Raw genomic sequence first — 24,076 nt, forward strand, 5'->3', positions numbered from 1 at the left:
TCACTGCCCCTTCAGCTTCGCGGCCAGGAACCGCCGCACCTTCTCCCAGGCGTCCGCCGCGGCCTTCGTGTCGTACCGCTCTCCCGAGGGGTTCGCGAAGGCGTGGTCGGCGTCGTACCGGAGCACCTCGTGCTCGACGCTCGCCTCGTGGAGCGCCTTGTCGAACTCGTTGACGACCTCGGGCGGAATGCCCTTGTCCATGTTGCCGAAGACGCCGAGCACCGGCGCCTTGATCGCCTTGAGCTGCGCGGGATCGGTGACGAGCCGGCCGTAGTAGAGGACGGCGGCGTCGAGCTCCGGCTCGTTCAGGGCGAGCTTGAGCGACCAGGCGCCGCCGAAGCACCACCCGATCGAGCCGGTGCGCGGCGCCAGGACGCGCGCGTCGGTCGAGAGGAAGCGGTGCGCGGCGCGCACGGTCTCGATCCCCTTGGCCTCGTCGACGGCCTTCATCGCCGCCATCGCGTCGTCGGGCGTGGTCGGGACCTTGCCGCCGTACATGTCCACGGCCAGCGCGGCATAGCCGTCCTCCGCGAGGCGGTCGGTCCAGTGCTTGATGTGCTCGTTCAGGCCCCACCACTCGTGGACGACCACGAGGGCCGGGATCGGCGGCTTCGCGTCCCGCGGCAGGCTCAGGTACGCCCGCGTCCCGGCCACCTCGACCGTCTGTCCGCGCGCGGGCGGGGCCTTGTCCGACCGGAGCTGGTGGAGCGCCTTGAAGTCCTCCTCCGAGAGCAACCCGGTCGGGCTGTCCGCGGCGCCGGAAGGCGCGGGCGCGGGTGCTGGGGCGGCGGCGCCCGCCGGCGGCTCGGCGGGCGGCGGGGGAGACGAGGCAGAGCAGGCGGTCGCCGCGAGCAGCGCGAGCGGCGCAGCCAGGCGGCGGAGGAGCGAGCGGAGCTTCATGGCCGCGCACCCTACCAGCTCGGGGCGGCGCGCCGGAAGGCTCGGCGCGGGGAGGTCGGGCCCGCCTACGTGGCGACGCGCAGGCGCAGCTGGCTCGACGCGACGCCCCGCCGGACGGCGGACACGAGGGTGTCCGGGGAGAACGGCTTCGCGACGAACGCATGGGCGCCGAGCCGGAAGGCGCGCTCGCGCTCGCGCGCCGACGACATCGTGGAGACGACGACGAGCGCGACGTCGCGGTGGTGCCGGCTCTGCCGGATGAAGCGGATGAGCTCCAGCCCGTCGATGTCCGGCAGGTTGATGTCGATGATCACGGCGTCGTACGCGCCGCGGTGCATCAACCGGAGCGCCGCGAACCCGCTCGCCGTCTCCACGATCTCCACCGCCGGCCCGAGCTGGGGCGCCCTCTCGAGCGCGGCCCCCATGTGCGCTCGCATCGCGGCGGAGTCATCGATGAGAAGGATGCGCGTCATAGGGGGCCTGCGGGGCTCTCGGGGCGCCTAGTACAACAGAAACAGCAAAAGCAAAAGCGGTCGCGAATTTTCCGACCCCGGCGGCCGGGCGCGCGCCGTCTTCCGCTTCCGCGCTCCGCGCTCCGCCTCGCCTCGCCTCGCCTCGCCTCGGGGCAAGTCCAATGGGCAGACCTTCTCGCGCCGGCGAGCTGGACTGTTGCCCCACGCTTCCGGCAGAAACAGCTCGAACCCAATCGACGAATGCGCCAGTCCGTTGCTCACGGTCAGACTGACACCGATCTGGCAGCTGGCGATCTTGCCAGCTGATCCGGTAGACTGGCGCTTGACCGATGCCGACCGGAATCATGGGACCCCCAGCGGCGCAACTCGAGGTCCTGCGCAAGCGGATCCAGGATGGCACGCAGACCCCCGTCACCCTGGATCCATGACGCGCCGATCCGCGTGAAACAGCGGTAGATAACTACAAGAGGGCGGGAAGATGGGATCGGCTCGGGTCCCATCTTCCACGCTCCGCGCCGTCATGCTTTAATGTTGCCGTTCTTGGGAAGATGCTGCCTTTTCGGCGCCTTATCCAGCTGGACGGACAGGTCATCGACCACCTGAGGAGAGCTGCTTATGAGCAAGGAACGAGATACCGAGACCCAGGGCCCGTCGCTCAGGGACGTTGACCGGCGGCAGGCCCTCCTGGGGCTGGGGGCGATCGCCGTCACCGTGTCGTGCGGAGATGGCGGCGAGTCGGATCCGACCGGCGCCGGAGGCTCTACGAGCTCCGGGGCCAGCGGGACCACTGGCTCGGGCACGGGAGGCGGGGGGGCCGGCCCCGCCACCACATCGGGCTCCGGTTCGGGCGGCGCGGGACCGGGCTCCACCACGGCAGGCTCGGGCGGCTCAGGCACGGGAGGCACCGAGCCGGGCGTTGGAGGTAGCGGCGGCAGCGGCGGCGGCGGCGGCGGTGACGGCCTCATTGCGCCGCCGTTCGACGACGTGCCGATGTGCACGGCGTTCAACAAGACGGACGGCGCCGGTCAGGGCCCCTTCTTCATTCACGAGCTCGAGAAGGGCGACGACATCTCCCTGTTCCGGCAGGACATTCGTGGTCGCTACAATGAAAGTGCACCTGCCGGTGTGGAGATGCATCTCCACCTGCGCGTGCTCGACCTGAGCAAGCCCGACTGCAATGGCAAGGGCGTAGGCCTGGCCGACGTGGACGTCTACATCTGGCACACGGACGGGCAGGGGTTCTACAGCGGCTTCGGGACCAGGGGCACTGCCAACGAACAGAAACCCGACTCGCCGTACGCGGGCAGGCCGAGTCAGAACGATCTCGACGTCAGTGACCGCTTCTGTCGCGGCGTGCAAACCACGAACGCAGACGGCGTCGTCTCGTTCCAAAGCATCTTCCCTGGCTGGTACAACGGCCGCGATGTTCACATCCACTTCGTCTGCTTCAAGAAGGGATCGACGTCGATGGGTCGCACCACGTACAGAGGTGGAAGCCACATCTTCACGACGCAATTCTACTTCGATCCCGCCTTCACCGACTCCGTTCATACCAAGTACGAGCCGTACCAGGCGCGCACCACCGGGGGTCTGGCGACGGCGTACGCAGGCGCCATCAAGGCCGACGAACCGGGCAACAGCAACCTTCGTGCCAAGGCCGTGATGAACGGGGATATCGTGATCGCTCAGATGCAGATCGCTGTGGAGCCGACCTAGAGCTGACTCGAAGTCTCGTCCCTCGAGTCCGTCGCTGCGGTCCGCGGGCACGGCGCGTCGCCGGCCCCCGACCGACCTGAACCCCACCTCGACATCCCGTGATCCCGTGGGCCGCCGCGGAGGCGACGCGGGCGTGATCCGCGAGCGGCTGCTCGTCCCGCGCCAGCGGGCGAGCGCCTCGCAGGGCGGCGCGCGCCCGGGTGCCGCCGCGGGACGTCGCGCGCGAGAGATCCTGGAAACATGGGTCGCGCCGCTGCTCGTGGTCACGGCGTCGCGGGGGCCGGGCCGGGGCGGACAATCCGCCTCCCGGACGCCACACTGCGGTAGGGAGGTCCCATGAGCGACGCGGATCGGCTGGATCCCGGGAGCATGGCGCGCGCGTTCCGCGAGGCGCGGCGCCGCGGGATGGAGGTGGAGCCTGCGGTCCTGTTCCACGACCTCGGGCGCATGCGGGCGCGGATCGGGCGGATCGGCGCGGCGTTCCCGCCGGACGCCCTCCACACGGTGGCGATCAAGGCGAACCCCCTCGTGGAGGTCCTGCGCGCGGCGGTCGACGGCGGCGCGGGGCTCGAGGCGGCCTCGCTCGAGGAGGTGAAGCTCTCGCTCGCCGCCGGCTGCCCGCCCGGCCGCATCGTCTACGACTCCCCCGCCAAGACGCGCGCCGAGATCGCGGAGGCCCTCCGCCTCGGCGTGCGGCTCAATGCCGACAACCTCGATGAGCTCGAGCGCATCGACGAGCTCGTCCGGCCCGAGGGGGCGGCCGATCGCATCGGGCTGCGCATCAATCCGCAGGTCGGGGCCTCCAGCATCGCCCTCACAAGCGTCGCGGACCGGCGCTCCAAGTTCGGGGTCCCCCTCGAGCAGGCCGACGCCGTGCGCGCCGCCTTCGCGCGGTATCCGTGGCTCGCCGGGCTGCACGTGCACGTGGGCTCGCAGGGGTGCGCGCTGGCGCAGCTGATCGACGGGATCCGCCGCGTCGAGGCGCTGCGCCAGGAGATCCGGAGCGCGCTGGGGCCGGGTGCCGCCGGCGTCATGGACATCGGCGGCGGGCTGCCGGTCGCCTACCGGAGCACGGACCGCCCGCCGGCGCTGGAGGACTACGCGGCCGCGCTGCGCCGCGAGGCGCCGACGCTCTTCGAGGAGGGGACCACGCTGATCACCGAGCTCGGGCGCTGGGTCCAGGCGGGCTGCGGCTTCGCCGTCTCGCGCGTCGAGTACGTGAAGAAGGACTCGGCCGGGCGGACCGCGATCCTGCACCTCGGGGCCGACTTCCTGCTGCGCCGCGCCTATCACCCGGACGACTGGCACCATGACTTCGTGGCGCTCGACCCCGACGCCGCGCCCAAGGAGGGGCCGCTCTCGCCGTGCACCCTCGGCGGTCCGCTCTGCTTCGGCGGCGACGTGCTGGCCCGCGACCTCCCGCTGCCGGACCTGTCGCCCGGGGATCTCGTGCTCATCCGCGACACGGGCGCGTACACGCTGAGCATGTGGTCTCGCCACTGCAGTCGCGGCATCCCCGCGGTGCTCGGCGTCGACGGCGGCGACCTCCGGGTCCTGCGCGAGCGCGAGCGGCCGGAGGACGTCGTCGCGTTCTGGAGCCGCGGCCGCGGCCAGCCATGAGCTCGCCGCGGGGCGTTCACACGACTGTTTCCACGCGAACCCAGCCTGTGAGAGCCTTGGGGGGCGAGCGCAGCGGAGTGGAGGAGCGACGATGAGAGCGAGCGGTGCTTCCGGAGTCCTGGGGCGATGCGCGCGAGCGTGGCGGGCCACGCTTCTCGGCGCGATGCTGTGCGTGCCGCCGGTGGCCGGCGCGGGCTGCGGAGACGATGGGGCGACGAGCCCCCCCGAGATGTCCGGCGGCACCACGGGCACCGGCTCGGGCGGCGGCACCACCGGCACCGGCACCGGCGGCGCTACCGGCACCGGCACCGGCGGCGGCGGCGCGGCGGGCACCGGCGGACAGGGCGGCGAGGGTGGCACCGGGGGCGGCGGCGCGGGCGGCACCAGCGGCGGCGACACCGTGAGCGTGCAGCTCCTCGCCTTCAACGACTTCCACGGCCATCTGGAGCCCCCCGCGGGCAGCAGCGGCAGGATCACCCTGTCCGACGCAACGCAGGTGGACGCGGGCGGCGTCGCTTACTTCGCGTCGCACGTCGCCGCCCTCCGCGCCACGAACCCGAATACCGTGGTGGTCTCGGCCGGCGACCTCATCGGCGCCAGCCCGCTCGTGTCGGCGCTGTTTCACGACGAGCCCACGATCGAGGCCATGAACCTGCTCGGCCTCGACATCAACGGCGTCGGCAACCACGAGTTCGACAAGGGCACCGCCGAGCTCCTCCGGATGCAGTCGGGCGGGTGCAGCCCGGTCGACGGCTGCGCGGACGGCACCCCCTTCACAGGCGCGAGCTTCCAGTTCCTCGCCGCCAACGTCGTCGTGGACACGGCGAGCGGCAGGACGCTGTTCCCGCGCTACGACGTCCGCGAGCTCGACGGCGTGAAGATCGCCTTCATCGGCATGACGCTCGAGGACACCCCGTCGATCGTGACGCCGATCGGCGTCGCGGGGCTGTCGTTCATGGATGAGGTCGATACGGTGAACGACATCGTCCCGGAGCTCCAGGCGCAGGGCATCGAGGCGATCGTCGTGTTGCTCCACGAGGGAGGGCTCCCGACAGGCCACTTCAATGAGTGCCCCGACATCTCGGGCCCCATCATCGAGATCGCCACGAACGTCGACCCCGCCGTGGATGTGATCGTCACCGGACACACGCACCAGGCGTACAACTGCCTCCTCGGCGACAGGATCGTGACGAGCGCGGCGTCGTTCGGGCGGCTGGTGACCGACATCGATCTGGAGATCAGCAGGGGCACTGGCGAGGTGACGGCGAAGACGGCGAACAACGTCGTCGTGACGCGCGACGCGCCCGACGCGGGCGTGGAGGCCCTGGTGACGCGCTACAAGGACCTCTCGGCGCCGCTGGCCAACGCGCGGGTCGGCGCGATCACGGCGACGCTCGATCGCACGGTCCCGCCCCTGAGCTCGGGGCTGTTCACGATGGGCGCGGTCATCGCCGACGCCCAGCTCGCCGCCACGCGCGAGGCGAGCAAAGGCGGGGCCGAGATCGCGCTGATGAACCCGGGCGGCGTCCGCACCGACCTGACCTATGCGGCCTCGCCCACCGAGCCCATGGACGGGGTGGTCACGTTCGGTGAGATCTTCACCGTGCAGCCCTTCGGCAACAGCCTTGTCGTGATGACCCTCACGGGTGCGCAGATCGACCAGCTGCTGGAGCAGCAGTTCCGGGTGGACTCGACGGGCACGCCGCGGAGCGTGATCCTCCAGGTGTCGGGCGGCTTCACCTACTCCTATAGCCAGAGCGCGCCCGTCGGCGCGAAGGTCGACATCGCCTCGATCCGGATCAACGGCGCCCCGATCGAGGTCGCGCGGACCTACCGGGTGACCGTGAACAGCTTCCTGGCCACGGGCGGCGACGGCTTCACCGTGCTCAACGACGGCGTCGATCGCCTCGGCGGAGCGCTCGATCTCGACGCCCTGCGAGACCATTTCGCGGCGAGCTCGCCCGTCTCGCCGCCCGCGCTCGACCGGATCACGGTCGTGCCCTGAGCGGCCGAGGAGGCCACGCCATCCGCTGCTCGGCCGCGGCCCCGGGCGATCGGTGGATGGCAGGGGACGACGCGAACGACGCGTCCGCCGCGCCACCGTGGCCCACGACCTTTTTCGGCCACCAGTCCATGCTGAGGTGGATGTGGTGGTGGTGATACGGCCACCCCTCGCCGTACGCCATCCGGTCCGAGAAGCTCGCGAGCTCGTCGTCGGTGATCTTCCTCCGATCGCGCGCCGGAAGAGCGTTCAGCTTCCGGGCGGTCTTCGAGAGGAACGGCGCGATGATCTTGTCCACGCCGATGACGCGCGTGCGCGCCGAGCGGAACAGCCTCGCCATGAAGAACGCCTCGCGCTCGAGATCGACGAAGTGCTTCCGGTTCGCCGCCGAGGAGCAGTATCCGTCCTCGTGCTTCGACCCGTCCCCGCAGATGATCTCCCCGTCGTTCGAGCCGTCCGTCTGGAAATAGGCGATATCGATGTTGCCGCCCTGATCGTGCGTTGACTCGGGGTGGCGCGGGTCGTCGACGTCGTAACCAGGCGTGACGCCGTTCAGCTGGCAGACGTCGATCAGCGAGAGCGGCGTCGTGCCAGGGAAGGCCCAGAGCGTCTCCGCCAGCGCATCGCGGACGAGCATGATGAGCTCGCGCCGAGCAAAGCGGTAGTTGCTGAAGGTCTCCCAGACGTAACCGCCGCCGACCACCGAGTCGTCAGGATCGGGGAACGGGAACGGCAGGAGCCCGCTGCCGCCGTCGCCGAAGCCGGCGCACTCGTCGAACGAGAAGCCGGCGCCCACGCAGCTCGGGCCGTCGACGTAAGGAGTCGAGGTCACGTCCAGATCATAGGCGTTCTGGCCCCCCTCATGGCCGACGACCCGGACGAGGTACTCGGCGCCGCCTCGCTCGGAGTAGAACCCGTAGAACTCGGTGTTCGTCTCCTGGTCGCGGTACGAGTACGGGTACTGCTCGCCGTAACGCGAGCCGAGCAGGCGACCCTCGCCGTCATAGGCCACGAGATCGATGTCGCCGGCGGCGTGACGGAACCGGATGCCCACGCGGACGATCGTCCGCTCCGGCACCACGATCCTGAACCAGTCCTCGTCCCCCTCGCACAAGGTGAGCTCCTCCGTGACGCCCGCGGGCGCGCTCACCGCCGCTCCCGCGTCGTCGTTGGGCTCGAGCACGTCGCCCTCGGACGCGCAGACGAAGGCGTCCTTGCGGCACGCGCCGTCGTCGCAATAGCTGCCTTCCGGGCACCAGCCGGAGGGGAGGTCCGGCGAGCACGCGACCTCGTCCGATACGCAGAGCTCCCCGAGGCAGGTCGTGCCCTTCGGGCAGGTCGCGGCGGCGTCGCAGCCGGCGAAGCACGCGGCCCCGCTCTCCTGGTCCACAACATGGCACACGTAGCCAGGCCGGCAGTCCAGGTCGCTGCCACAGGTGTTCATGCACACGGGCGCGCCGCCCTCCGCCGCAGGGAAGCAGCCCGCCTCCGGGCCGCACGCGTCGTCGCTCGCGCAATCGAACGCGAGGCAGTACCCCTCGACCCAGCCGTTCGGCGCCGCGGGGTCCGCGTCGCGATGGCAGGTCGCGCCGGGCAGCGAGCACGCCTCGTCCGCGTCGCAGGCCGCGCCCACGCGCCCGGGGCCGACCGTGTCCTCGGCGCACGCCGCGCCGCAGGCCGCGTTGCATCCGTCGCCGCGCCGAGGCGAGCAAAGGCCATGGCGGTTCTCCACGCCCTCGCAGGTCGCGGGATCGTGGACGGGATAACACACCCCCGTGTCGGTCAGGATATCGGTGTTGAAGCAGCGGGAGCCGGGCGCGCAGCCCTCCTCGCTGTTCGGCGCCGCACACAGCCCGGCCGCGCGCTGCATGCAGATGCCCAGCATGCAGACGGCCGCCTCGCCGTCGCAGTCCGCATCACAGCTGCAGCTCGCGCCGATGGGCCTCCGCTTCGGGCCCGCCCCACCGAGCAGGTCGCCGTCGCCGCCGCCCGGCGATACCGGCATCCAGGGGCCCAACTCACACGCTTCCAGAGAACCCATGAGCGCCGGCACCACCACGAAAAGCCATCGCCAACGTAGATTCATGTCACCTTGCCTGTCGATCAACGCGATCAACGCGAGCAACGCGAGACCGCTCGCTGCGAGCGTTCTAGTCCCAGGCGAGGCGCGACTGGCTATCGAAAAGACAAGAGGAGTCACGCAGGCCACGCGGCGCGAGGATATTTCCCGCTTCCCAGCGGCGTTGTTCCGCTCGCCGGTGGGGGCGCCCAGCAGCGCAGCGCGCGGCCGCTACTCGTACTTCCGGCTGACGCGGAACGAGCCGAGCGAGCGCACGCCCGTCGCGTGCTGCTCGAGCAGCGCGAGGGCGTCCTTGAACTCAGGCTCCTCCGTGCTGCCCTCGCACTCGACGAGGAAGAGGTATTCCTCGGGGCTGTCCGGCAGCGCGCGCGAGACGATGCGCGTGAGGTTGATATGGTGTCTCCCGAGCGCGGACAGCGCCGCCACCAGGGCGCCCGGGCGGTGGTCCAGCCCGAAGAGGAGCAGCGTCCGCCCGCCCGAGGGCGGGGGCTCGGCGGTCTTGCCGACGACGAAGAAGCGCGTGATGTTCTCGCCCTTCGCGCCGAGCTTCGGCACGAGGATCTCGAGGTTGTAGATCGCCGCCGCGCCCTTGTTGCCGATCGCCCAGGCCTCGCCGTCCTGCGCCGCGCGCTCGACCGCCTCGGCGGTGCTCTCCGCCGCGAGGATCTGCGCGCCGGGGTAGTTCTCGCGCAGCCAGTCGCCGCAGTGCTTGAGCGGGACGAAGTGCGAATAGATGCGCTTCGGCGCCACGCCCGGCCTGCCGAGGAGCGACAGCGTGACGTGCAGCGAGAGCTCCTCGCACACGACGAGCGCCGCGCCCGTGCCCTCGCGTCCTATCAGCTGATCCACGGTGTCGTAGATCGGACCGCCCACCGCGTTCTCGATCGGCACGACGCCGTAGGTCGCCGCGCCGTCGGCCACGGCGTCGAACACGTCCGAGATGGTGCGCCGGGGCTCGAGGTCCGCGCTCGCCCCGAAGCGCCGAGACGCCACCTCATGGCTGAACGTCCCAGGCCGCCCGAAGTAGGCGACCCGCTGGCGCGGCGCCGGGGCCTCCCCCGCGTGGCCCGCCGCCGCCTCGTCGCGGCGCGCCGCCCCCGGCTCCCCCGCGTCAACCGACATGGCCGGCGGGCGCCTCGCCAGAGCCCGCGCGGGCGATCGCGACACGCCCGCTGCGGGGCGCGCCGTTCCGCCGCGGGGCCGGCATTCTTCGAAGGAACGTGTGCATTCGAGCGCCGCCTGTCTACCGGCGCAATGCCGTGGCGTCCAGCGAGGAAAGCGACCCATCGGCCGAGGCGGCCCGGCGCCTGAGGAGCCGCGCCGGGCCGCCGCCCGCTCTCTGGACCGCGCCGCGAGCGCGCGCCGCAGCCCGGCTGCACGAGCGCGGCCGGCGCAACGGAAGACCCCGCCGCCGAAGCCGCAAGATGAACGATCGTTACATCTCCGGAACGATCGTCGTGCGACGATTTTCCGAACGTTTCAGCCCGCATCCGCGCAATACGCAGAACCAGGGCACCGCCGGCGACGCCCACTTACACCTACATTAAACCACCCGAAAAGGTGAAATTCTGCCTGGGATCGCTTCGACCGCATTTTGCAAGTTTGGTTTCTTGTGATAACGATCGTTACGCAATGCCGGGCACAGGGCACGGAGGCAACGGTGGACGGCCGCCGCACGACAGGGAAGGGGCTTATTGGCGGCTCTTTGACAAGAAAACGATCGTGCTCGTGCGGCGATGGCTGCGTCTCCTGGGGGTGCCGCGCCGCGATCGCCGGGACGTCGCCCAGAACGTGATGCTCGCGGCGTACGAGAGCTTCGCGAACTACGACCCGGCGCGCGGCCCGCCCGACCGGTGGCTGAACCGGATCGCGGTCCACACCGCGTCCCACTATGCGGAGCGCGCGCGGCGCCGGCAGGAGGAGCCGTTGCCGGATGACTTCGACGCGGTGCTCGAGGAGCCGTCGGCCGAGGAGCAGATCATCTCCGAGCGCGATCGCCTGCTGGCGCTCTCGGTCCTGCGGGAGCTCGACGGCGAGCTCAGCGCGGTCCTCGTGGCCCACGACATCGAGGGTGTCCCGATGGCGGATTTCGCGAGCCAGTCCGGAATCCCCCTCTCGACGGCCTACAAGCGGCGGACGCGCGCGATCGCGGTGTTTCAGCTCCTCGTCACGCAGCGGCTCGCGTCGATGGACGGGAGTGACCCCCAGAACGGCGGCAACCCGGCGTCCGGTGCGGCCCCGGCGCTCGTCCTCCTCTCGTCCGCGCGGCCGTGACCGCTCAGGGGCTCATCGCCCGGGCCGCCGGCTCGACGACGAGGGGACGGAGCCGCGCTCGTCGGGCCGGGGCCGGGAGCGCGGCCGCGCGCGCTCCGGATCATCGTGGATGAGGGCGAGGACGGCCTGCGTCTTCGGCGAGTCCGCCGGCTCGATCAGCAGGAAGAGCAGCGCCTCCTGGAGCGCCTCGGGCGCGCGGTCGAAGCGATCGGCGACGACGGCGGACACCGGGCTCCTCCCGTCGCCGGGCAGGAGAAGGCGAGCATCGCAGTTGAGCCCCTGTGCGATGAGCGCCAGCGCGCCGAGCCCGAGATCGCGCTCGCCGCGCTCGACCTGCCGCAGGTACGTCGCAGAGAGGTGCGCCTTCTCGGCGAACTCGGCGTAGCTGAGCCCGTGCAGCAGCCGGAGCACGCGAATGGCCCGACCGACCTCTTTGGGAAGCGCATCGCCCATGGCCGGCGCAGCCTATCAACTCCCGCCACGACCAGAAAAGGACGATCGCACCTTTCGCGCGTCTTTCGCGCATTTTTCACGCGTCCTTCGCGCGTCTTTTGCTCGGCCGCGCGCGTGTCGACGCCCGTTACTTACTATAACTGATTCAGCTCCTCCACGAGCGCCCGGGAGTGCGAGTTCTCGCTCTTTTCGAACACCATGTTGGCGACGGCGGACGCGCGGCTCACGTGAGGTCGCCGCCCGGCGACGGCGCCGGGTTGGTGCTCGGCCAGCGTCGGTTGCGATCGCGGGACACTTCTGTCATTTCTGGCGAGTCGCGTACCAGGATGTGCGCTGTCTCGAGCGCACGTCTCGGCCCCTCGGGGGACGGCAAGGGCATCGATGATCCGTCTGGAGCTTTCAGGAGAGCACACCCGGCTGCACTCGACGCTGTGCGGCCAGTGCCCGCAGGGGCCCGTGGGGTGCTGCGCCAGCCCGCCCGAGCTCGACTGGACGGACATCGGGCGCATCGTCTCCCTCGCCGGTCGCGCCTGGCTGCTCGAGCAGATCGCCGCCGGCAACCTGCTCCCCGTGAGCCGCGGGCTCGAGCTCCGGCGCATGCGGAAGCGGGAGGAGCGCACGGCCCCGCGGCGTTCGAAGTGCGTGTATCACGGCGCGCGCGGCTGCACCGTCCCCGCCGAGCGGCGGGCGGCGACCTGCAATTACTTCCTGTGCGAGGAGGCCTTCGCCGAGCGCCTGGACGGCCAGGCAGACCCGGCCTCGGCCGCGAGCCGCCGGGCGCACGCGCTCCTCCGGGAGGTCTACGGCCGGTGGGATCGCGAGCTCGCCGAGGCGATCGCCTCCCGGCCGGAAGGGCCGTCGTGGGACGCGGCGTTCCTCGACTGGCTGGGCGCGGAGTTCGAGCGGCTCTCGAGCGCGTCGCGCGGCGAGCTCGGCGAGCTCGCCGCGCCGGGGTAGCGCCGACCGCGCCGCGCCCGGGTGGAACGCCGCGCGCGGACCGCCGATCACAGCATGGCGACCGGATCCACGTCGATGATCACCCGCGCGTTCCGGTCGAGCCCGTCCCGTATCAGCCCGGTCAGCGCCGCGAGGGTTCCCCGGAGCGGGCCGCGCTCGCGCGCCCTGAGGAGCACCCGGAACCGGTACCGCCCGCGCAGCCGCGCGATCGGCGCCGCCGACGGCCCGAGCACCTCGACGCGCCGCGCGACCCCCTCCGGACACGTGCGGGCGTGGGCCGCGAGCTTCGCCGCCGCGCCGCGGCCCACGCCCTCGTCGACCGCGTCGATCCGGATCAGCGCGAGGCGCGTGGCCGGCGGATAGCCCACCTCCTCGCGGTCGCGGATCTCCCGATCGAGGAAGCCCGGCACGTCGTGCGCCGCGGCGAACGCGATCGCCGGGTGCTCGGGGTTGCGCGTCTGGATGAGCACCCGGCCCGGGCGGTCGCGCCGCCCCGCGCGCCCGGCCACCTGCACGAGCAGCTGGAAGCCGCGCTCGGCCGCGCGGAAGTCGGGCAGCCCCAGCGCGGCGTCGGCGTTCACCACGCCGACCAGGGTCACGTTGGGCAAGTCGTGGCCCTTCGTGACCATCTGCGTGCCGACAAGGATGTCGATCTTGCCCTCGCGCATCCTCGCGAGGATCGCCTGCGAGCGGTCCTTGCCCGCGACGTCACGGTCGAGGCGCGCCACGCGCGCCTCCGGGAACGACTCGGCGATCGTGGACTCGAGCCGCTCGGTGCCGAGGCCCTCGAGCAGCAGGGTCCGCGAGCCGCACGACCCGCAGCGCTCCGGCAACGGCCCCGCGTAGTCGCAGTAGTGACAGCGCAGCCGCCCGCCCTGCGGCCGCTCGTCGAGCGGCGCCGCCGGCGCGGGCGCGCCCGCCGGCGCCGGTGCGGGCGCGTCGCGGCGCCGCCCGCGGTGGTAGGTCAGCGCGACCGAGCACGCCTCGCACGTCGTCAGGTTCCCGCACGAGCCGCAGACGACGCTCGGCGCGAAGCCGCGGCGGTTGAGGAACAGGATCGCCTGCTCCTTCGCCGCGAGCGTCCGCTCGAGCGCGCGGTGGAGCGGCAGGGAGATCAGCGGATCGCCCGAGGGGCCGGCGCCGAAGCGGCGGAGATCGACGAGGGTGACCTCGGGGAGGCTGGCCTCGCGGTGCGCGCGGTCCGGCAGGCGCAGCTCGACGAGCTTGCCGCGGCGCACCAGCGCGACCGACTCGATGGAGGGCGTCGCCGAGCCGAGCACGCACACCGCCCCGGCGCGGTGGGCGCGGAGCAGCGCCATGTCGCGCGCGTGGTAGCGCACGCCCTCCTCCTGCTTGAACGAGCCGTCGTGCTCCTCGTCGACGAGGATGAGGCCGAGGGCCGGCACCGGCGCGAACAGGGCCGAGCGCGCCCCGATGGCGACGCGCACCTTGCCGCCGTGGAGGCTCGCCCACATCGCGTGGCGGTCGGCGTCGCTGAGGCCGCTGTGCAGCACCGCGAGCTCGTCGCCGAAGCGGGCGCGGAAGCGCGCGACGAGCTGCGGGGTGAGGGCGATCTCGGGCACCATCACGAGCGCGCCGCGGCCCCGCTCGAGGCAGCTGTGGATGGCGCGCAGGTACACCTCGGTCTTGCCGGAGCCGGTCACGCCGAAGAGGAGGAACGCGCTCGGCCCGGCGGGCTGCGGCTCGTGCCCGGCGGGTTGCGGCTCGGGCGGGGCGGCCGCGCGCGCCTCCCCTTCCCCGGACGCGGACAGCGCCGCGAGCGCCGCGTCGATGCGCGCCGCGGCCTCGGCCTGCGCCGCGTTGAGCTCGGGGGGCACGTCGCGCTCCTCGGGGAGGCGGAAGAACGGGTCGCGCGGCGGCTCGCGCTCGTCGAGGGCGACGAGGTCGCGCTCGGCGAGCTTCTTCAGGGCGCTGCGCGCGTTGCCGAAGCGCTCCTCGATCCGCGCGACCGGCTGCTCGCCGGTCGCCCGGAGCAGCGCGAGCACGGCAGCGGCCTGCCCGCGGAGCGTGCCGGGCTCCTCGACGACATCCGTCGCCCTGGCGTAGGCGACCTTGCGGCCGCCCACCTGCTTGGCCCGGCCGAGGTCGAGCATGCCGTCGAGCTCGCCCTGCGCCTTGAGCGCCCGCACCTGCTCGCGCTCGATCGCCGGCAGCGCGAGGCGGAGCACCTCCCCGATCGGCGCGAAGTAGTAGGAGGCGAGCACCTGCAGGAACGAGAGCAGCTCGGCCGGCAGCGCCGGGCGCGCGTCGACGAGCGCCGCCAGCGGCTTGATCTTCGACGGATCGATGGCCGCGCTGCGCTCGCTCACGGCGAGCACGACGCCGATCAGCTTGCGCCGGTGGAACTCGCAGAGCACCCGCGCCCCCGGTCGCACCTCGCCGGCGAGCGCGGCAGGGACCTCGTAGGTGAAGGCCTGCGAGAGCGGGACGGGCACCGCAACATCGGCGAGGAGGGGCATCGCTCCGGGGAAGGCCGCGCGCGGCGCGGCACGGGCGAGATACCAGAGAACGCCGCCCGGGACGAGGAACCACGGCACGCGCGCGCACGGTGCGCCCGTGCAGGCCCGAAACGAGGCAAAAAAAAAGCGCCGCCGGGGCCTCGGGGGGGGGAAGGCCGCGCCGGCAGCGCTGCCCGGACATAGAGCACCGTCCGTGCCATCTCTGCTGTTCGCGATCTGAACGTATTTCATTCCAGATGAGACGGCTGCGGCTTTCGAACCTGAAATTTCAGCAATCCACCATTGCAGAAGCGAAGTGCACTGGCCTGCTCGCGCGTCGTACAGGCACGCACCGCGCAGGGGATGGGAACGCCCGAGCCGCTTCCGATGGGTCCGCCGATTGCTCGGGATCCGGTCAGGGGTTCACCGCTGGACGGTCGGCGGGGCGGGCGCCATGGGCTGAAAATGCGCGCAATCACGCGCCTTTGAGGAGGGGACATGATCAGAACCGCGGTCTTGAGCGGAATCGAAGAGCAGGACTGGATCGACCGGATGGCCGACCCGCTTCAGCGCGGCATTCGGTCCGTCCTGAAGCGAGCGCCCACGGTCGCGAAGGTGCTCCACGGCAAGTTCCTCGGGCACCCGCTGCATCCGGTGCTTGTGACCGTCCCCATCGGCGCGTGGTCCTGCGCGCTCGTGCTCGACCTTGCCGGCATCGGCCGCGGGCGGCGGCTGCATCGGGGGGCGGACGCGACAGCGGCCATCGGCCTCGGCGGGGCGCTCGTGGCCGCCTTCGCCGGGCTCGCCGACTGGAGCACCACCCTCGGCTCGGCGAAGCGGATCGGCTTCGTCCACGGCGCGATGAACCTGGCGATCGCCGGCCTGTACGGCGCCTCGCTCGCCTCCCGAGCGATCGGGCTGCGGCCCCTCGGGATCGCGCTGTCGACCGCGGGGTTCGGCTTCGCGGGCGCGAGCGGCTGGCTCGGAGGAGAGCTCATCTACCGCTACGGCGTCGGCGTCGGCAACGACGCGTGCGAGCGGCGACCGGAGACGCAGGTGCCCGTCCCCGAGGCGCCGATCGCCGACGCCGGCTGACGGGAACCGCCGGTGCGCTAGCGCGCCGCGAGATAGCAGCCCGCGATGACGAGCGCGGCGAGGGCGAACAGCAGCGCGGCGTGCACGAGCAGCGGCGCGAGCCCGCGCCCCTGCGGGCGAGCGAGCGGACGCTGCGCCGTGGCCCAGGGCGACGGCGGCTCGACCGCCGCCCGCGCGGCGAGCTCCGCGCTCTTCGCGCCGGCCGCCCTTGCGCGCTGCACGGCGGCCTCCCTCGCCGCCGGCGCGGCCCCCCTCGCCGCCGGCGCCGCCACCGCCCTCGCGATCGCCGCGCCGCCCTCCATCGCGCGCGGCGTGGCGGCCGCGGTCGCGAGCGGCTCGATCACCGCGGGCGGACCGAGCTCCAGCGCGCGCACCGCGCGCTCGCGCGCCCGGCGGGCCGCGACGATCTCCAGGCCGAAGTTGTCGCGCAGCCACGCCCCGAAGCGCAGCGGGCTCGCCGTCAGCTCGGACGCCGCCGCGTAGGCCGCGATGTCCCGCAGCATCGCCGCCGCGCTCGCGTAGCGCTCCTCAGGCGCCTCCGCGAGCGCCCGCGCGACGATCGCGTGGAGCGCCGCCTCGTCGGGGAGGCCGCGCTCCACGAGCGGCGGGATCTCCGCGCGCCGCGCGAGCTCGAGCAGCTCGCCGCGCGCCTCTTCCTTCGAGAGGCCCGCCCCCGGGGCCGGGCTGTACATCCGCCGGCCGGCGAGCAGCTCCCACAGCAGGATGCCCGTCGCGAAGAGGTCGGAGCGCGCGTCGAGCGCGTCGCCGCGGGCGTGCTCGGGGCTCATGTAGCCGGCCTTGCCCTGCAGCGCCTCGTCCAGCGTCGCGCCGCTGCGCTCGTGCGCGCGGGCGATGCCGAAGTCGCAGAGCTTGATCTCGCCCTCGAAGCTCAGGAGCACGTTCGACGGCGAGACGTCGCGGTGCACGACGCCCTTCCGGTGGGCGTAGGCGAGCGCCTGCAGCGCCTCGGCGATGATCAGGAGCGAGAACGCGACCGGGAGCTTCACCTTCTGGCGCGCGCAGCGGCGGAGCAGCTCGCGCAGATCGAAGCCCTCGACGTACTCCATCGCGATGAACAGCGAGCCGGCCTCGCGGCCGAGATCCTCGACCTGCACGATGGACGCGTGGCGCAGCCCCGCGGCGAGCCTGGCCTCGCTCGCGAGCATCTCCACGAAGCGCGGATCGTGCGCGAACCTCGGGGTGACCTCCTTGATGGCCACGAGGCGCGCGGCGCCGAGATCGGTGCGCACCCGCGCCAGGTACAGATCGGCCATCCCCCCCTGGCCGATGTGGTCGAACAGCGTGTACCGGCCAAATTGGCACGGCAAGAGCCGCCCTGCGCGGGGCGCCGCCCGGCGCAGGGGGAGATCCTCATGACCGGGACCGCGGGCGAGGGGCGGCAGGCCAGAGGGCGGATACGGGAGCGTGCCTCCGCGACGCACATCGAGGCGATCGATCTGCACGAGCCCTCGTTCGCAGACTTCGCGCGGGCGGGCCAACTAAGCGGGCGCCGCCCCCGGCAGCGGCCGGGGCGTAGCGGCCGGGGCGCGGCGGCCGGGGCGCGGCGGCCGGCGCCGCGCCGGCGCCCGGCGAGCGCGCCCACCACGTGCAGCGTGCGCGGCGGCGGGCTACATCCGGCGCATGACGTTCAGCGCAGGCTGGGGACAGCCCTTTGCCGGGTCGTTCATCCGCATCGTCGACGACCGGGGGCGCAAGCACGAGTGGCGCACCCCTCCGCGGCGCATCGTCTCGCTCGTCCCGAGCGACACCTACTCGCTCGTCCGGCTCGGCGCCCGGGACCGCCTCGTCGGCCGCACCCGCTACTGCGTCGCGCCCGCGGAGGACGTCGAGGGCATCGAGCTCGTCGGCGGCACGAAGGACGCCGACGTCGATCGCATCGCCGCGCTCGACCCCGAGGTCGTCGTCGCGAACCAGGAGGAGAACAGCAAGCGCGACATCGAGCGCCTCGACGCGGCGGGCCTCCGGGTGCTCGTCTCGTTCCCGAAGCGGGTCGCGGACGGCGTGGCCCACCTCGCCCGGATGGCGCGCCTGCTCGGGCACTCCGCGATGACCGGGGCGGCCGCGCCCGCGGCGGCCCCGGAGCGCGGCGAGCCGGACCCGTCGCGGCCGCCGGCCGCCGCGCGCGAGCAGGTCGCGGCCGCCTACCGCGCCCACGCCGCGGCCGAGGCGGGGCGCCGCGCGCGCCCGCCGCTGCGCGCCTTCATCCCGATCTGGATGGACCCGCTGATGACCGTCCACGGCGACACCTTCATCTCGGACATGCTCGACCTCGCCGGCGCGCAGAACGTCTTCGAGGATCGGCCCCGGCGCTACCCGCTCGCGGCCGACCTGGGCAAAGCGCCGCCGCTCCCGCCCGAGCGCGTCCAGGGCCGCGACGTCCGCTACCCCCGCGTCACCCTCGACGAGGTCGTCGCCCGCGCCCCGGACCTCGTGCTGCTGCCCGACGAACCGCACGCCTTCACCGACGCCGACGCGGCAATATTTCGCTCCCTCGACATCCCCGCCGCCCGCCGCGGCCACGTGATCCGATGCGATGGCAAGGACCTCATGTGGTACGGCGCGCGGGCGCTCGAGGGGCTCAATCGGCTGCGGGAGATCATCGACGCCGCCCGTCCCTGATGCACGCACGACGCGATCGTCGGTTCAGGGGCGCGCGGCCGCATGCGAGCGCCGCGCGGCCGAGCGAGCCCCCTCCTCGCCACGCCCCAGTTGGGGTAGGACCGTAGGATGACGTGGACACGGGAGACGTTGCGGGCAGAGATCATCCAGCTCCTGGAAGGACACACGGCCGGCGAGGTAAAGATCGAGGAGTCGAGCCATCTCGTCGCCGATCTCAGCCTCGACTCGCTCGGGGTGATGGAGATCGTCGCGGATATGGAGGATAAGTTCGACCTCTCGATCCCCGACGATATGTTGCGCGAGGTCGACACGGTCGCCGACGTCGTCAAGGCCATCGAGCTCAGGCTCAAGAACGAAGGAAGGCTCTCGGGATGACGGCTGTTTGGAAAGCGCGGACGGTCGCACAGGCGATCGAGGACGCAGCGGCGAGCACGAAGACGGGCTATCGCTTCATCGAGGAGTCGAGCGAGAACGAGCCGTTCTTCACGCATGGCGGCATCGAGCGCGCGAGCGCGCGCATCGGCGGCGCGCTCCAGGCGCTCGGGCTCCAGAAGGGCGAGCGTGTCGCGTTGATCCTGCCGGACAACGCCGACTTCATCTTCGCCTTCCTGGGCGCGATCCGCGCGGGCATCGTCCCGGTGCCCATCTACCCGCCGACGGGCCTCGGCAAGCTGACCGGCTACCTCGAGAACACGCTGCACATCGTCGCGAAGAGCGGCGCCAGGGTCCTGCTCACGAGCGCCGAGATCAAGCGCGTTCTCGGCACGATCCAGGCGCAGGCGCCGGAGCTCCAGCAGATCGTGGCGGTGGAGGGCATCCGGGGCTCCCGCGAGGAGCTCAAGCCGGTGAAGGTCGAGCTCGACGACGTGTGCTTCCTGCAGTTCACGAGCGGCTCGACGTCGCGCCCGAAGGGCGTGGTGCTCACGCACGCGAACCTGGCCGCGAACGTGCGGGGGATCGTGGAGCTCGGCCTGGCGGTGCGCGAGTCGGTGGACACCGGCGTGTCGTGGCTGCCGCTCTACCACGACATGGGGCTCATCGGCTTCGTGATCGCGCCGCTCTACTACGTCAACACGGTCACCTTCCTGCCGCCGCTCCTGTTCCTGAAGCGCCCGGTGCGCTGGCTGGAGACGATCACGCGCCACCGGGGCAACGTGTCGTTCGGCCCGAACTTCGCCTATGCGCTCTGCGTGAAGCGGATCCGGGAGCAGGAGATGGCCGGGCTCGACCTGTCGACGTGGCGGGTCGCCGGCTGCGGCGCCGAGCCGATCCGGGCCGACAACCTGCGCGCCTTCGCCGAGAAGTTCGCGCCGGTCGGCTTCGACGAGAAGGCGTTCGTCTGCTCGTACGGCATGGCCGAGAGCACGCTGGCGGTGTCGTTCAGCGCGCTCGGGACCGGGCTGCAGACCGACGTGGTGGACGGCGAGACGCTCTGGAAGGAGGGCAAGGCGGTGCCCGCCCCGGCCGACAGCGACGGCGCGGCGTCGCTCGTGCAGTGCGGGTCAGCGTTCGAGGGGCACGAGATCGCGGTGTTCGCGTCGGACGACGCGGAGAGCGCGCGCCCGCTCGGCGACCGCGAGGTCGGGGAGCTCCGGCTGCGCGGCCCGAGCGTGACGCCCGGCTATTTCAGCGACCCGGACCTCACCCAGGAGGCGTTCGCGGGCGGCTGGCTGCGGACGGGCGACCTCGGGTACCTCGCGGAGGGCAAGGTCTATATCTGCGGGCGCTCGAAGGAGGTCATCATCGTCAACGGGCGCAACTACTACCCGCAGGATCTCGAGTGGGAGGCGAGCCGCGTCTCCGGGGTCCGGAAGGGCAACGTGATCGCGTTCGGGACGATGAAACCGCACAACGATCGCGAGCGGGTGGTCATCGTCTTCGAGACGCCGGCGCTGGACGAGCAGGAGAAGCAAGCGGTGAAGGGCGAGGTGCGCCGCGTCGTGCAGCAGGCCATGGGGCTCACGGTCGACGACGTTGTCGCGGTCGGGGCGGGCGTGCTGCCGAAGACCTCGAGCGGGAAGCTCCAGCGGAGCAAGGCGCGGGAGCTCTACGAGAACGGGGAGCTCCTGATCCGCAGCTCGTCGCGCGACGGGGACCGGCTGGACGCGGCCAAGGAGTTCGCCAAGAGCCAGATCAACTACTTCCGTCACGCGATCTTCCGCGGGCGCGGGGGGTGATTTCGGCGGAGGGCGCCTCGAAGGGGGCGCCTCGAAGGGGGGATCGCTGGACTGCAGGAGCCGCCGGAGAGGGCTGGTCAGGAACGCGGCCGGCGGCTCTCCGGTGAAGCGAGCGGGCGCGAAGGCGTAGCCGCTGGTACGGGGGGCCGTTATCGTCGGCGGCCGGAGGGCGATCCATGCCTGCTTGGCTCAATCAGCTGCTGCCGATCCTTCTTCTGCTCGCGGCCATCGCGGTCGTCATGCGGCGGCTGCCAAAGATCGAGCTCGGACACTCGGAGGAGTTCAAGCGCCGGCGGTTCTTCAACTGGTTTCCGCTCGGGCTCACCTACGCCTTCCTCTACATGGGGCGGTACAATTTCTCCGCCAACGCGTCGGCGCTCGACGCGATGCAGCTCGTCAGCAAGCAGGAGTTCGGGAACATCGACGGCTGGGGGTCGGCCGTCTACGGGGTCGCCTTCCTGCTGAACGGGCCGCTCACCGACCGGTGGGGCGGGCGCACCACCATCCTCCTCGCCGCGGGCGGGTCGGCGATCATGAACCTGCTCATGGGGGCAGCCGTCCGCGCCGCCCAGGAAGGACAGCTCGACCACGACGCGGCCGTCACCACGATGACGGTGCTCTTCGCCGGCAACATGTACTTCCAGAGCTTCGGCGCCGTATCCATCGTCAAGGTGAACGCGCCCTGGTTCCACGTCCGCGAGCGCGGGATGCTCGGCGGCGTCTTTGGCATCCTGATCTCGCTGGGGCTCTACTTCGCCTACGACTGGAGTCGATTCATCGCCAAGCACCTGCCCATGCAGTGGGCCTTCCACATCCCCGCCCTGCTGCTGCTCGGGTTCCTGGTGCTCGACTTCTTCGTCATCCGCGACACGCCGGGCAAGGCGGGGTTTCAGGACTTCGACACGGCCGACGCGTCCTCGGGCGACACCGGCGAGCGCATGGGTCCGCTCGACGTCGCGCGGCGCATGTTCTCGCAAAGGGTCATCTGGATCATCGTCGCCATCGAGTTCTGCAGCGGCTTCCTCCGCAACGCCGTCATGAAGTGGTACCTCATCTTCGCCGACAAGACCGACCTCCAGGGCTTCGTGTCGGCCCACTGGGGCGTGCTCCTCTGCATCGCCGGCATCCTGGGCGGCGTCTTCGCCGGGTTCATCTCCGACCATGTCTTCGACTCGCGCCGCGGCCCCGTGGCCTCGGTGCTGTACGCAGGCCTCGTGCTCGGCGCGGGGATCGTCCTCTTCACGCTGAGCCTGCCCATCGCCGGGTGGACCGTCGTGTTCATGTCCCTCTGCGTGATCGGCGTCCACGGCATGCTCTCCGGGACCGCGAGCATGGACTTCGGCGGCAGGAAGAACGCCGGCGTCGCGACAGGCATCATCGACGGCTTCGTCTACCTGGGCACGGCGGTGCAATCGTTCCTCTACGCGAGCATCCTGCCCTCGGGCGACGCGGCGAAGGACCCGGCGAACTGGATCCCATGGCCCATCGCCATGCTCCCTGTCGCCCTCGTCGGCTTCGCGCTGGCGACGCGCCTGTGGAACGCGAGGCCGCAAAGGCAAGCTGCAGCCCACTGAGACGACGTCGACGCGCTACAGGATGATCGGCTCGCAGTTCGTGTACTTGAGCGTCGAGATCATGAAGCTCGATCCACCGCTGCGGCGCTCCGCGAAGAAGATGTCGAGCGGGTAGTTCTTCCCGAGCTCGAGGCCGAGCGCCTCGGCCATCGCGTCGAGATCGAGGGTGTCGAACATCGAGCCGTGGACCCCGCCCAGATCCATCACCAGCTGGTTGTTGATGAACACCCAGATGTCGTCATCGCCACCGAAGATGAAGTCGTCCCCGCCCCTGTACCTGAAGCTCATGTGGAGCTCGAACGTGAAACCGTAATTGTGGTCCCTGTCCTGGTTGCCCCAGCCTTCACCATCGATGGGGAAGAACTCCCTGCTGGAGAAGAGGCGAAACTCGTCATCGCTCACGTCGAGGGGGACGACGAACCGGATCGAACGGTTGATCTCCGGGACGTCCCGGAACCATTGATCGAAGTGCTCGGGCCCGGACGTGTACTCCGTGGCCCCCTCATGGGCGTATACCGGCTTCTGGTCAGGGCCGAGCACACGCTCGACGATGCCCGGCAAGCCCGTGCCCTCGAAGCGCTCGAAGTCCGGGTGCCCGCCGGCAGTGCCGTCCGCCTTGAAGTCGCGCACCACCCCTTCGAGCCGCGGCTCGCAGCCGGCTTGCCCGCCGCTCGAGGAGGACGTGCCCGGGGCCGATCCGCCGCCGGCCGGCGAGAAGTCGCCGCCCAGACCGGTCCCGGAGGAGCCGCCGCCCGTCCCGGAGGCGTCGCCGCCCGTCCCGGAGGCGTCCATCGTCTTCCCGATGACCTCGGGGATGGCGGTACACCCGGCGAGCGCGAGCGCCGAGGCTGCGGAGAGAAGGATGGCCAGCGAGGGTGGAAAGCTTGACACAACACGGCACATATTCAGTGACGCTATATAGCATATCGGGTCGACTCGCGCCCGCGTGCCGCCCTGCTCCGGCAGCCTCTGCGGTCACAACCGCTAGAACGATCTGCCAGGATCGAAGAGGTCATGGGCAAGATGGAAGACGGCGCGATCCAGGTGGTCGCCGGCGCCGGAGATATTCTGTCCGCGGCGCGGTTCGGAGACGCCCTGATCCACCTTGAGTTCCAGTGCTCGGACATGCCGCACGCGACCGGGCAGGCGACGGGCAACAGCGGTATGTTCCTGCAAATCGCTACGAGATCCAGGTGCTCGACTCGCACGGGATCGCGGTCCCCGGCAACGGGGGACTGCTGCGCGATGGTTGGCCAGCTCGCGCCGCTGTCGAACGCGTGCTGGCCCGCGCTCGCGGGGCAGTCGTACGATATCGTCTTTCGCGCGGCCCGGGTGTCAGGCGGCGGGGAGGTCGTCGAGCCGGCGCGGCTCACGCTGCTCCACAACGGGGTGGTCATCTACAACAACGTGACGCTCCGGGGCCCCACGGAGGGCGCGATCGATGAGGAGGACGAGGGCGCACGGGGGCCGCTGCGGCTCCAGGATCACGGAGACCCGGTGCGGTACAGGAACATCTGGCTGGTACGCCTCGCGCCGAGGGGCTCGGAGCGGTACGAGCCGGGGTGAGGCGCTGGCGGGAGCAGCGGCTGATCATGTCCTTGACATCCGACCGAACGCGAGGACAGGCCGTCCGGCGCCGCTCACGAGCGTGAGGTA

At 71.5% G+C, this 24,076-nt stretch carries 19 protein-coding genes and 1 pseudogene; 11 read left to right on the top strand and 9 right to left on the bottom strand.

Annotated elements, in window-relative coordinates:
- The 3 genes and pseudogenes from WME75_RS36510 to WME75_RS36520 all read right to left on the bottom strand — a co-directional run.
- Entirely contained in the window at positions 1-900 is a 900-nt protein-coding gene (locus tag WME75_RS36510) for a dienelactone hydrolase family protein (RefSeq protein WP_437480796.1), read from the bottom strand.
- 65 nt (positions 901-965) lie between these two features.
- Complete coding sequence (locus WME75_RS36515; RefSeq protein ID WP_437480799.1) at positions 966-1,373, bottom strand: response regulator; 408 nt, start codon at positions 1,371-1,373, stop codon at positions 966-968.
- Between the two features lie 27 nt (positions 1,374-1,400).
- Positions 1,401-1,697 (bottom strand): annotated as a pseudogene (locus WME75_RS36520) (transposase); the annotation flags it as partial.
- Positions 1,698-1,988: 291 nt separating this feature from the next.
- Here WME75_RS36520 and WME75_RS36525 point away from each other — a divergent pair.
- The 3 genes from WME75_RS36525 to WME75_RS36535 all read left to right on the top strand — a co-directional run bounded on the left by WME75_RS36525 (position 1,989) and on the right by WME75_RS36535 (position 6,714).
- Entirely contained in the window at positions 1,989-3,089 is a 1,101-nt protein-coding gene (locus tag WME75_RS36525; protein ID WP_437480802.1) for a hypothetical protein, read from the top strand.
- Between the two features lie 336 nt (positions 3,090-3,425).
- Positions 3,426-4,709 carry a diaminopimelate decarboxylase gene (locus WME75_RS36530; RefSeq protein WP_437480805.1) on the top strand — a complete coding sequence of 428 codons (1,284 nt, stop codon included), beginning with the start codon at positions 3,426-3,428 and terminating at the stop codon, positions 4,707-4,709.
- Positions 4,710-4,872: 163 nt separating this feature from the next.
- Positions 4,873-6,714 carry a bifunctional metallophosphatase/5'-nucleotidase gene (locus WME75_RS36535; protein WP_437480807.1) on the top strand — a complete coding sequence of 614 codons (1,842 nt, stop codon included), beginning with the start codon at positions 4,873-4,875 and terminating at the stop codon, positions 6,712-6,714.
- On the opposite strand, the gene WME75_RS36540 is transcribed toward WME75_RS36535, so the two are convergent.
- Both WME75_RS36540 and WME75_RS36545 read right to left on the bottom strand, forming a co-directional pair.
- Positions 6,698-8,716 carry a hypothetical protein gene (locus WME75_RS36540; RefSeq protein WP_437480810.1) on the bottom strand — a complete coding sequence of 673 codons (2,019 nt, stop codon included), beginning with the start codon at positions 8,714-8,716 and terminating at the stop codon, positions 6,698-6,700. The genes WME75_RS36535 and WME75_RS36540 overlap by 17 nt on opposite strands.
- A gap of 285 nt (positions 8,717-9,001) precedes the next feature.
- Complete coding sequence (locus tag WME75_RS36545; RefSeq protein ID WP_437480811.1) at positions 9,002-9,913, bottom strand: prephenate dehydratase; 912 nt, start codon at positions 9,911-9,913, stop codon at positions 9,002-9,004.
- Between the two features lie 600 nt (positions 9,914-10,513).
- Between WME75_RS36545 and WME75_RS36550 the strand changes: the two genes are divergently transcribed.
- On the top strand, positions 10,514-11,065 hold the full coding sequence (locus WME75_RS36550) for an RNA polymerase sigma factor (protein WP_437480814.1): 552 nt from the start codon (positions 10,514-10,516) through the stop codon (positions 11,063-11,065).
- 12 nt (positions 11,066-11,077) lie between these two features.
- Here the strand turns inward: WME75_RS36550 and WME75_RS36555 are convergent, their stop codons facing one another.
- On the bottom strand, positions 11,078-11,518 hold the full coding sequence (locus WME75_RS36555) for a helix-turn-helix domain-containing protein (RefSeq protein ID WP_437480816.1): 441 nt from the start codon (positions 11,516-11,518) through the stop codon (positions 11,078-11,080).
- A gap of 381 nt (positions 11,519-11,899) precedes the next feature.
- On the opposite strand from WME75_RS36555, the gene WME75_RS36560 reads away from it, so the two are divergent.
- Positions 11,900-12,475, top strand: coding sequence for a hypothetical protein (locus WME75_RS36560; protein WP_437480819.1), 576 nt, complete (start codon positions 11,900-11,902; stop codon positions 12,473-12,475).
- A 47-nt stretch (positions 12,476-12,522) separates the two neighbouring features.
- Here the strand turns inward: WME75_RS36560 and priA are convergent, their stop codons facing one another.
- A complete protein-coding gene (gene priA, locus WME75_RS36565; RefSeq protein WP_437480822.1) occupies positions 12,523-14,955 on the bottom strand; it encodes a replication restart helicase PriA in 2,433 nt (810 codons plus the stop codon).
- 477 nt (positions 14,956-15,432) lie between these two features.
- On the opposite strand from priA, the gene WME75_RS36570 reads away from it, so the two are divergent.
- A complete protein-coding gene (locus WME75_RS36570) occupies positions 15,433-16,029 on the top strand; it encodes a DUF2231 domain-containing protein (protein WP_437480825.1) in 597 nt (198 codons plus the stop codon).
- 17 nt (positions 16,030-16,046) lie between these two features.
- Here WME75_RS36570 and WME75_RS36575 read toward each other — a convergent pair whose 3' ends face one another.
- Positions 16,047-17,492, bottom strand: coding sequence for a serine/threonine-protein kinase (locus WME75_RS36575; protein WP_437480827.1), 1,446 nt, complete (start codon positions 17,490-17,492; stop codon positions 16,047-16,049).
- Positions 17,493-17,670: 178 nt separating this feature from the next.
- On the opposite strand from WME75_RS36575, the gene WME75_RS36580 reads away from it, so the two are divergent.
- From WME75_RS36580 to WME75_RS36595, 4 genes are all read left to right on the top strand, one after another.
- Entirely contained in the window at positions 17,671-18,669 is a 999-nt protein-coding gene (locus tag WME75_RS36580) for a helical backbone metal receptor (RefSeq protein WP_437480830.1), read from the top strand.
- A 108-nt stretch (positions 18,670-18,777) separates the two neighbouring features.
- Positions 18,778-19,044 carry an acyl carrier protein gene (locus WME75_RS36585; RefSeq protein WP_012239660.1) on the top strand — a complete coding sequence of 89 codons (267 nt, stop codon included), beginning with the start codon at positions 18,778-18,780 and terminating at the stop codon, positions 19,042-19,044.
- A complete protein-coding gene (locus WME75_RS36590; RefSeq protein WP_437480833.1) occupies positions 19,041-20,846 on the top strand; it encodes a fatty acyl-AMP ligase in 1,806 nt (601 codons plus the stop codon). Before WME75_RS36585 ends, WME75_RS36590 begins: the two co-directional genes overlap by 4 nt.
- 176 nt (positions 20,847-21,022) lie before the next feature.
- Positions 21,023-22,420: an MFS transporter gene (locus WME75_RS36595; RefSeq protein ID WP_437480836.1), complete on the top strand. Its 1,398-nt coding sequence runs from the start codon at positions 21,023-21,025 to the stop codon at positions 22,418-22,420.
- 15 nt (positions 22,421-22,435) lie between these two features.
- Here WME75_RS36595 and WME75_RS36600 read toward each other — a convergent pair whose 3' ends face one another.
- A complete protein-coding gene (locus tag WME75_RS36600) occupies positions 22,436-23,311 on the bottom strand; it encodes a fibro-slime domain-containing protein (protein WP_437480839.1) in 876 nt (291 codons plus the stop codon).
- A gap of 123 nt (positions 23,312-23,434) precedes the next feature.
- Here WME75_RS36600 and WME75_RS36605 point away from each other — a divergent pair, with 123 nt between their 5' ends.
- Positions 23,435-23,986 carry a 3-keto-disaccharide hydrolase gene (locus tag WME75_RS36605; RefSeq protein ID WP_437480842.1) on the top strand — a complete coding sequence of 184 codons (552 nt, stop codon included), beginning with the start codon at positions 23,435-23,437 and terminating at the stop codon, positions 23,984-23,986.
- Positions 23,987-24,076 lie beyond the last annotated feature (90 nt).

The organism is Sorangium sp. So ce1014 (assembly GCF_051521505.1).
Classification (GTDB): domain Bacteria; phylum Myxococcota_A; class Polyangia; order Polyangiales; family Polyangiaceae; genus Sorangium.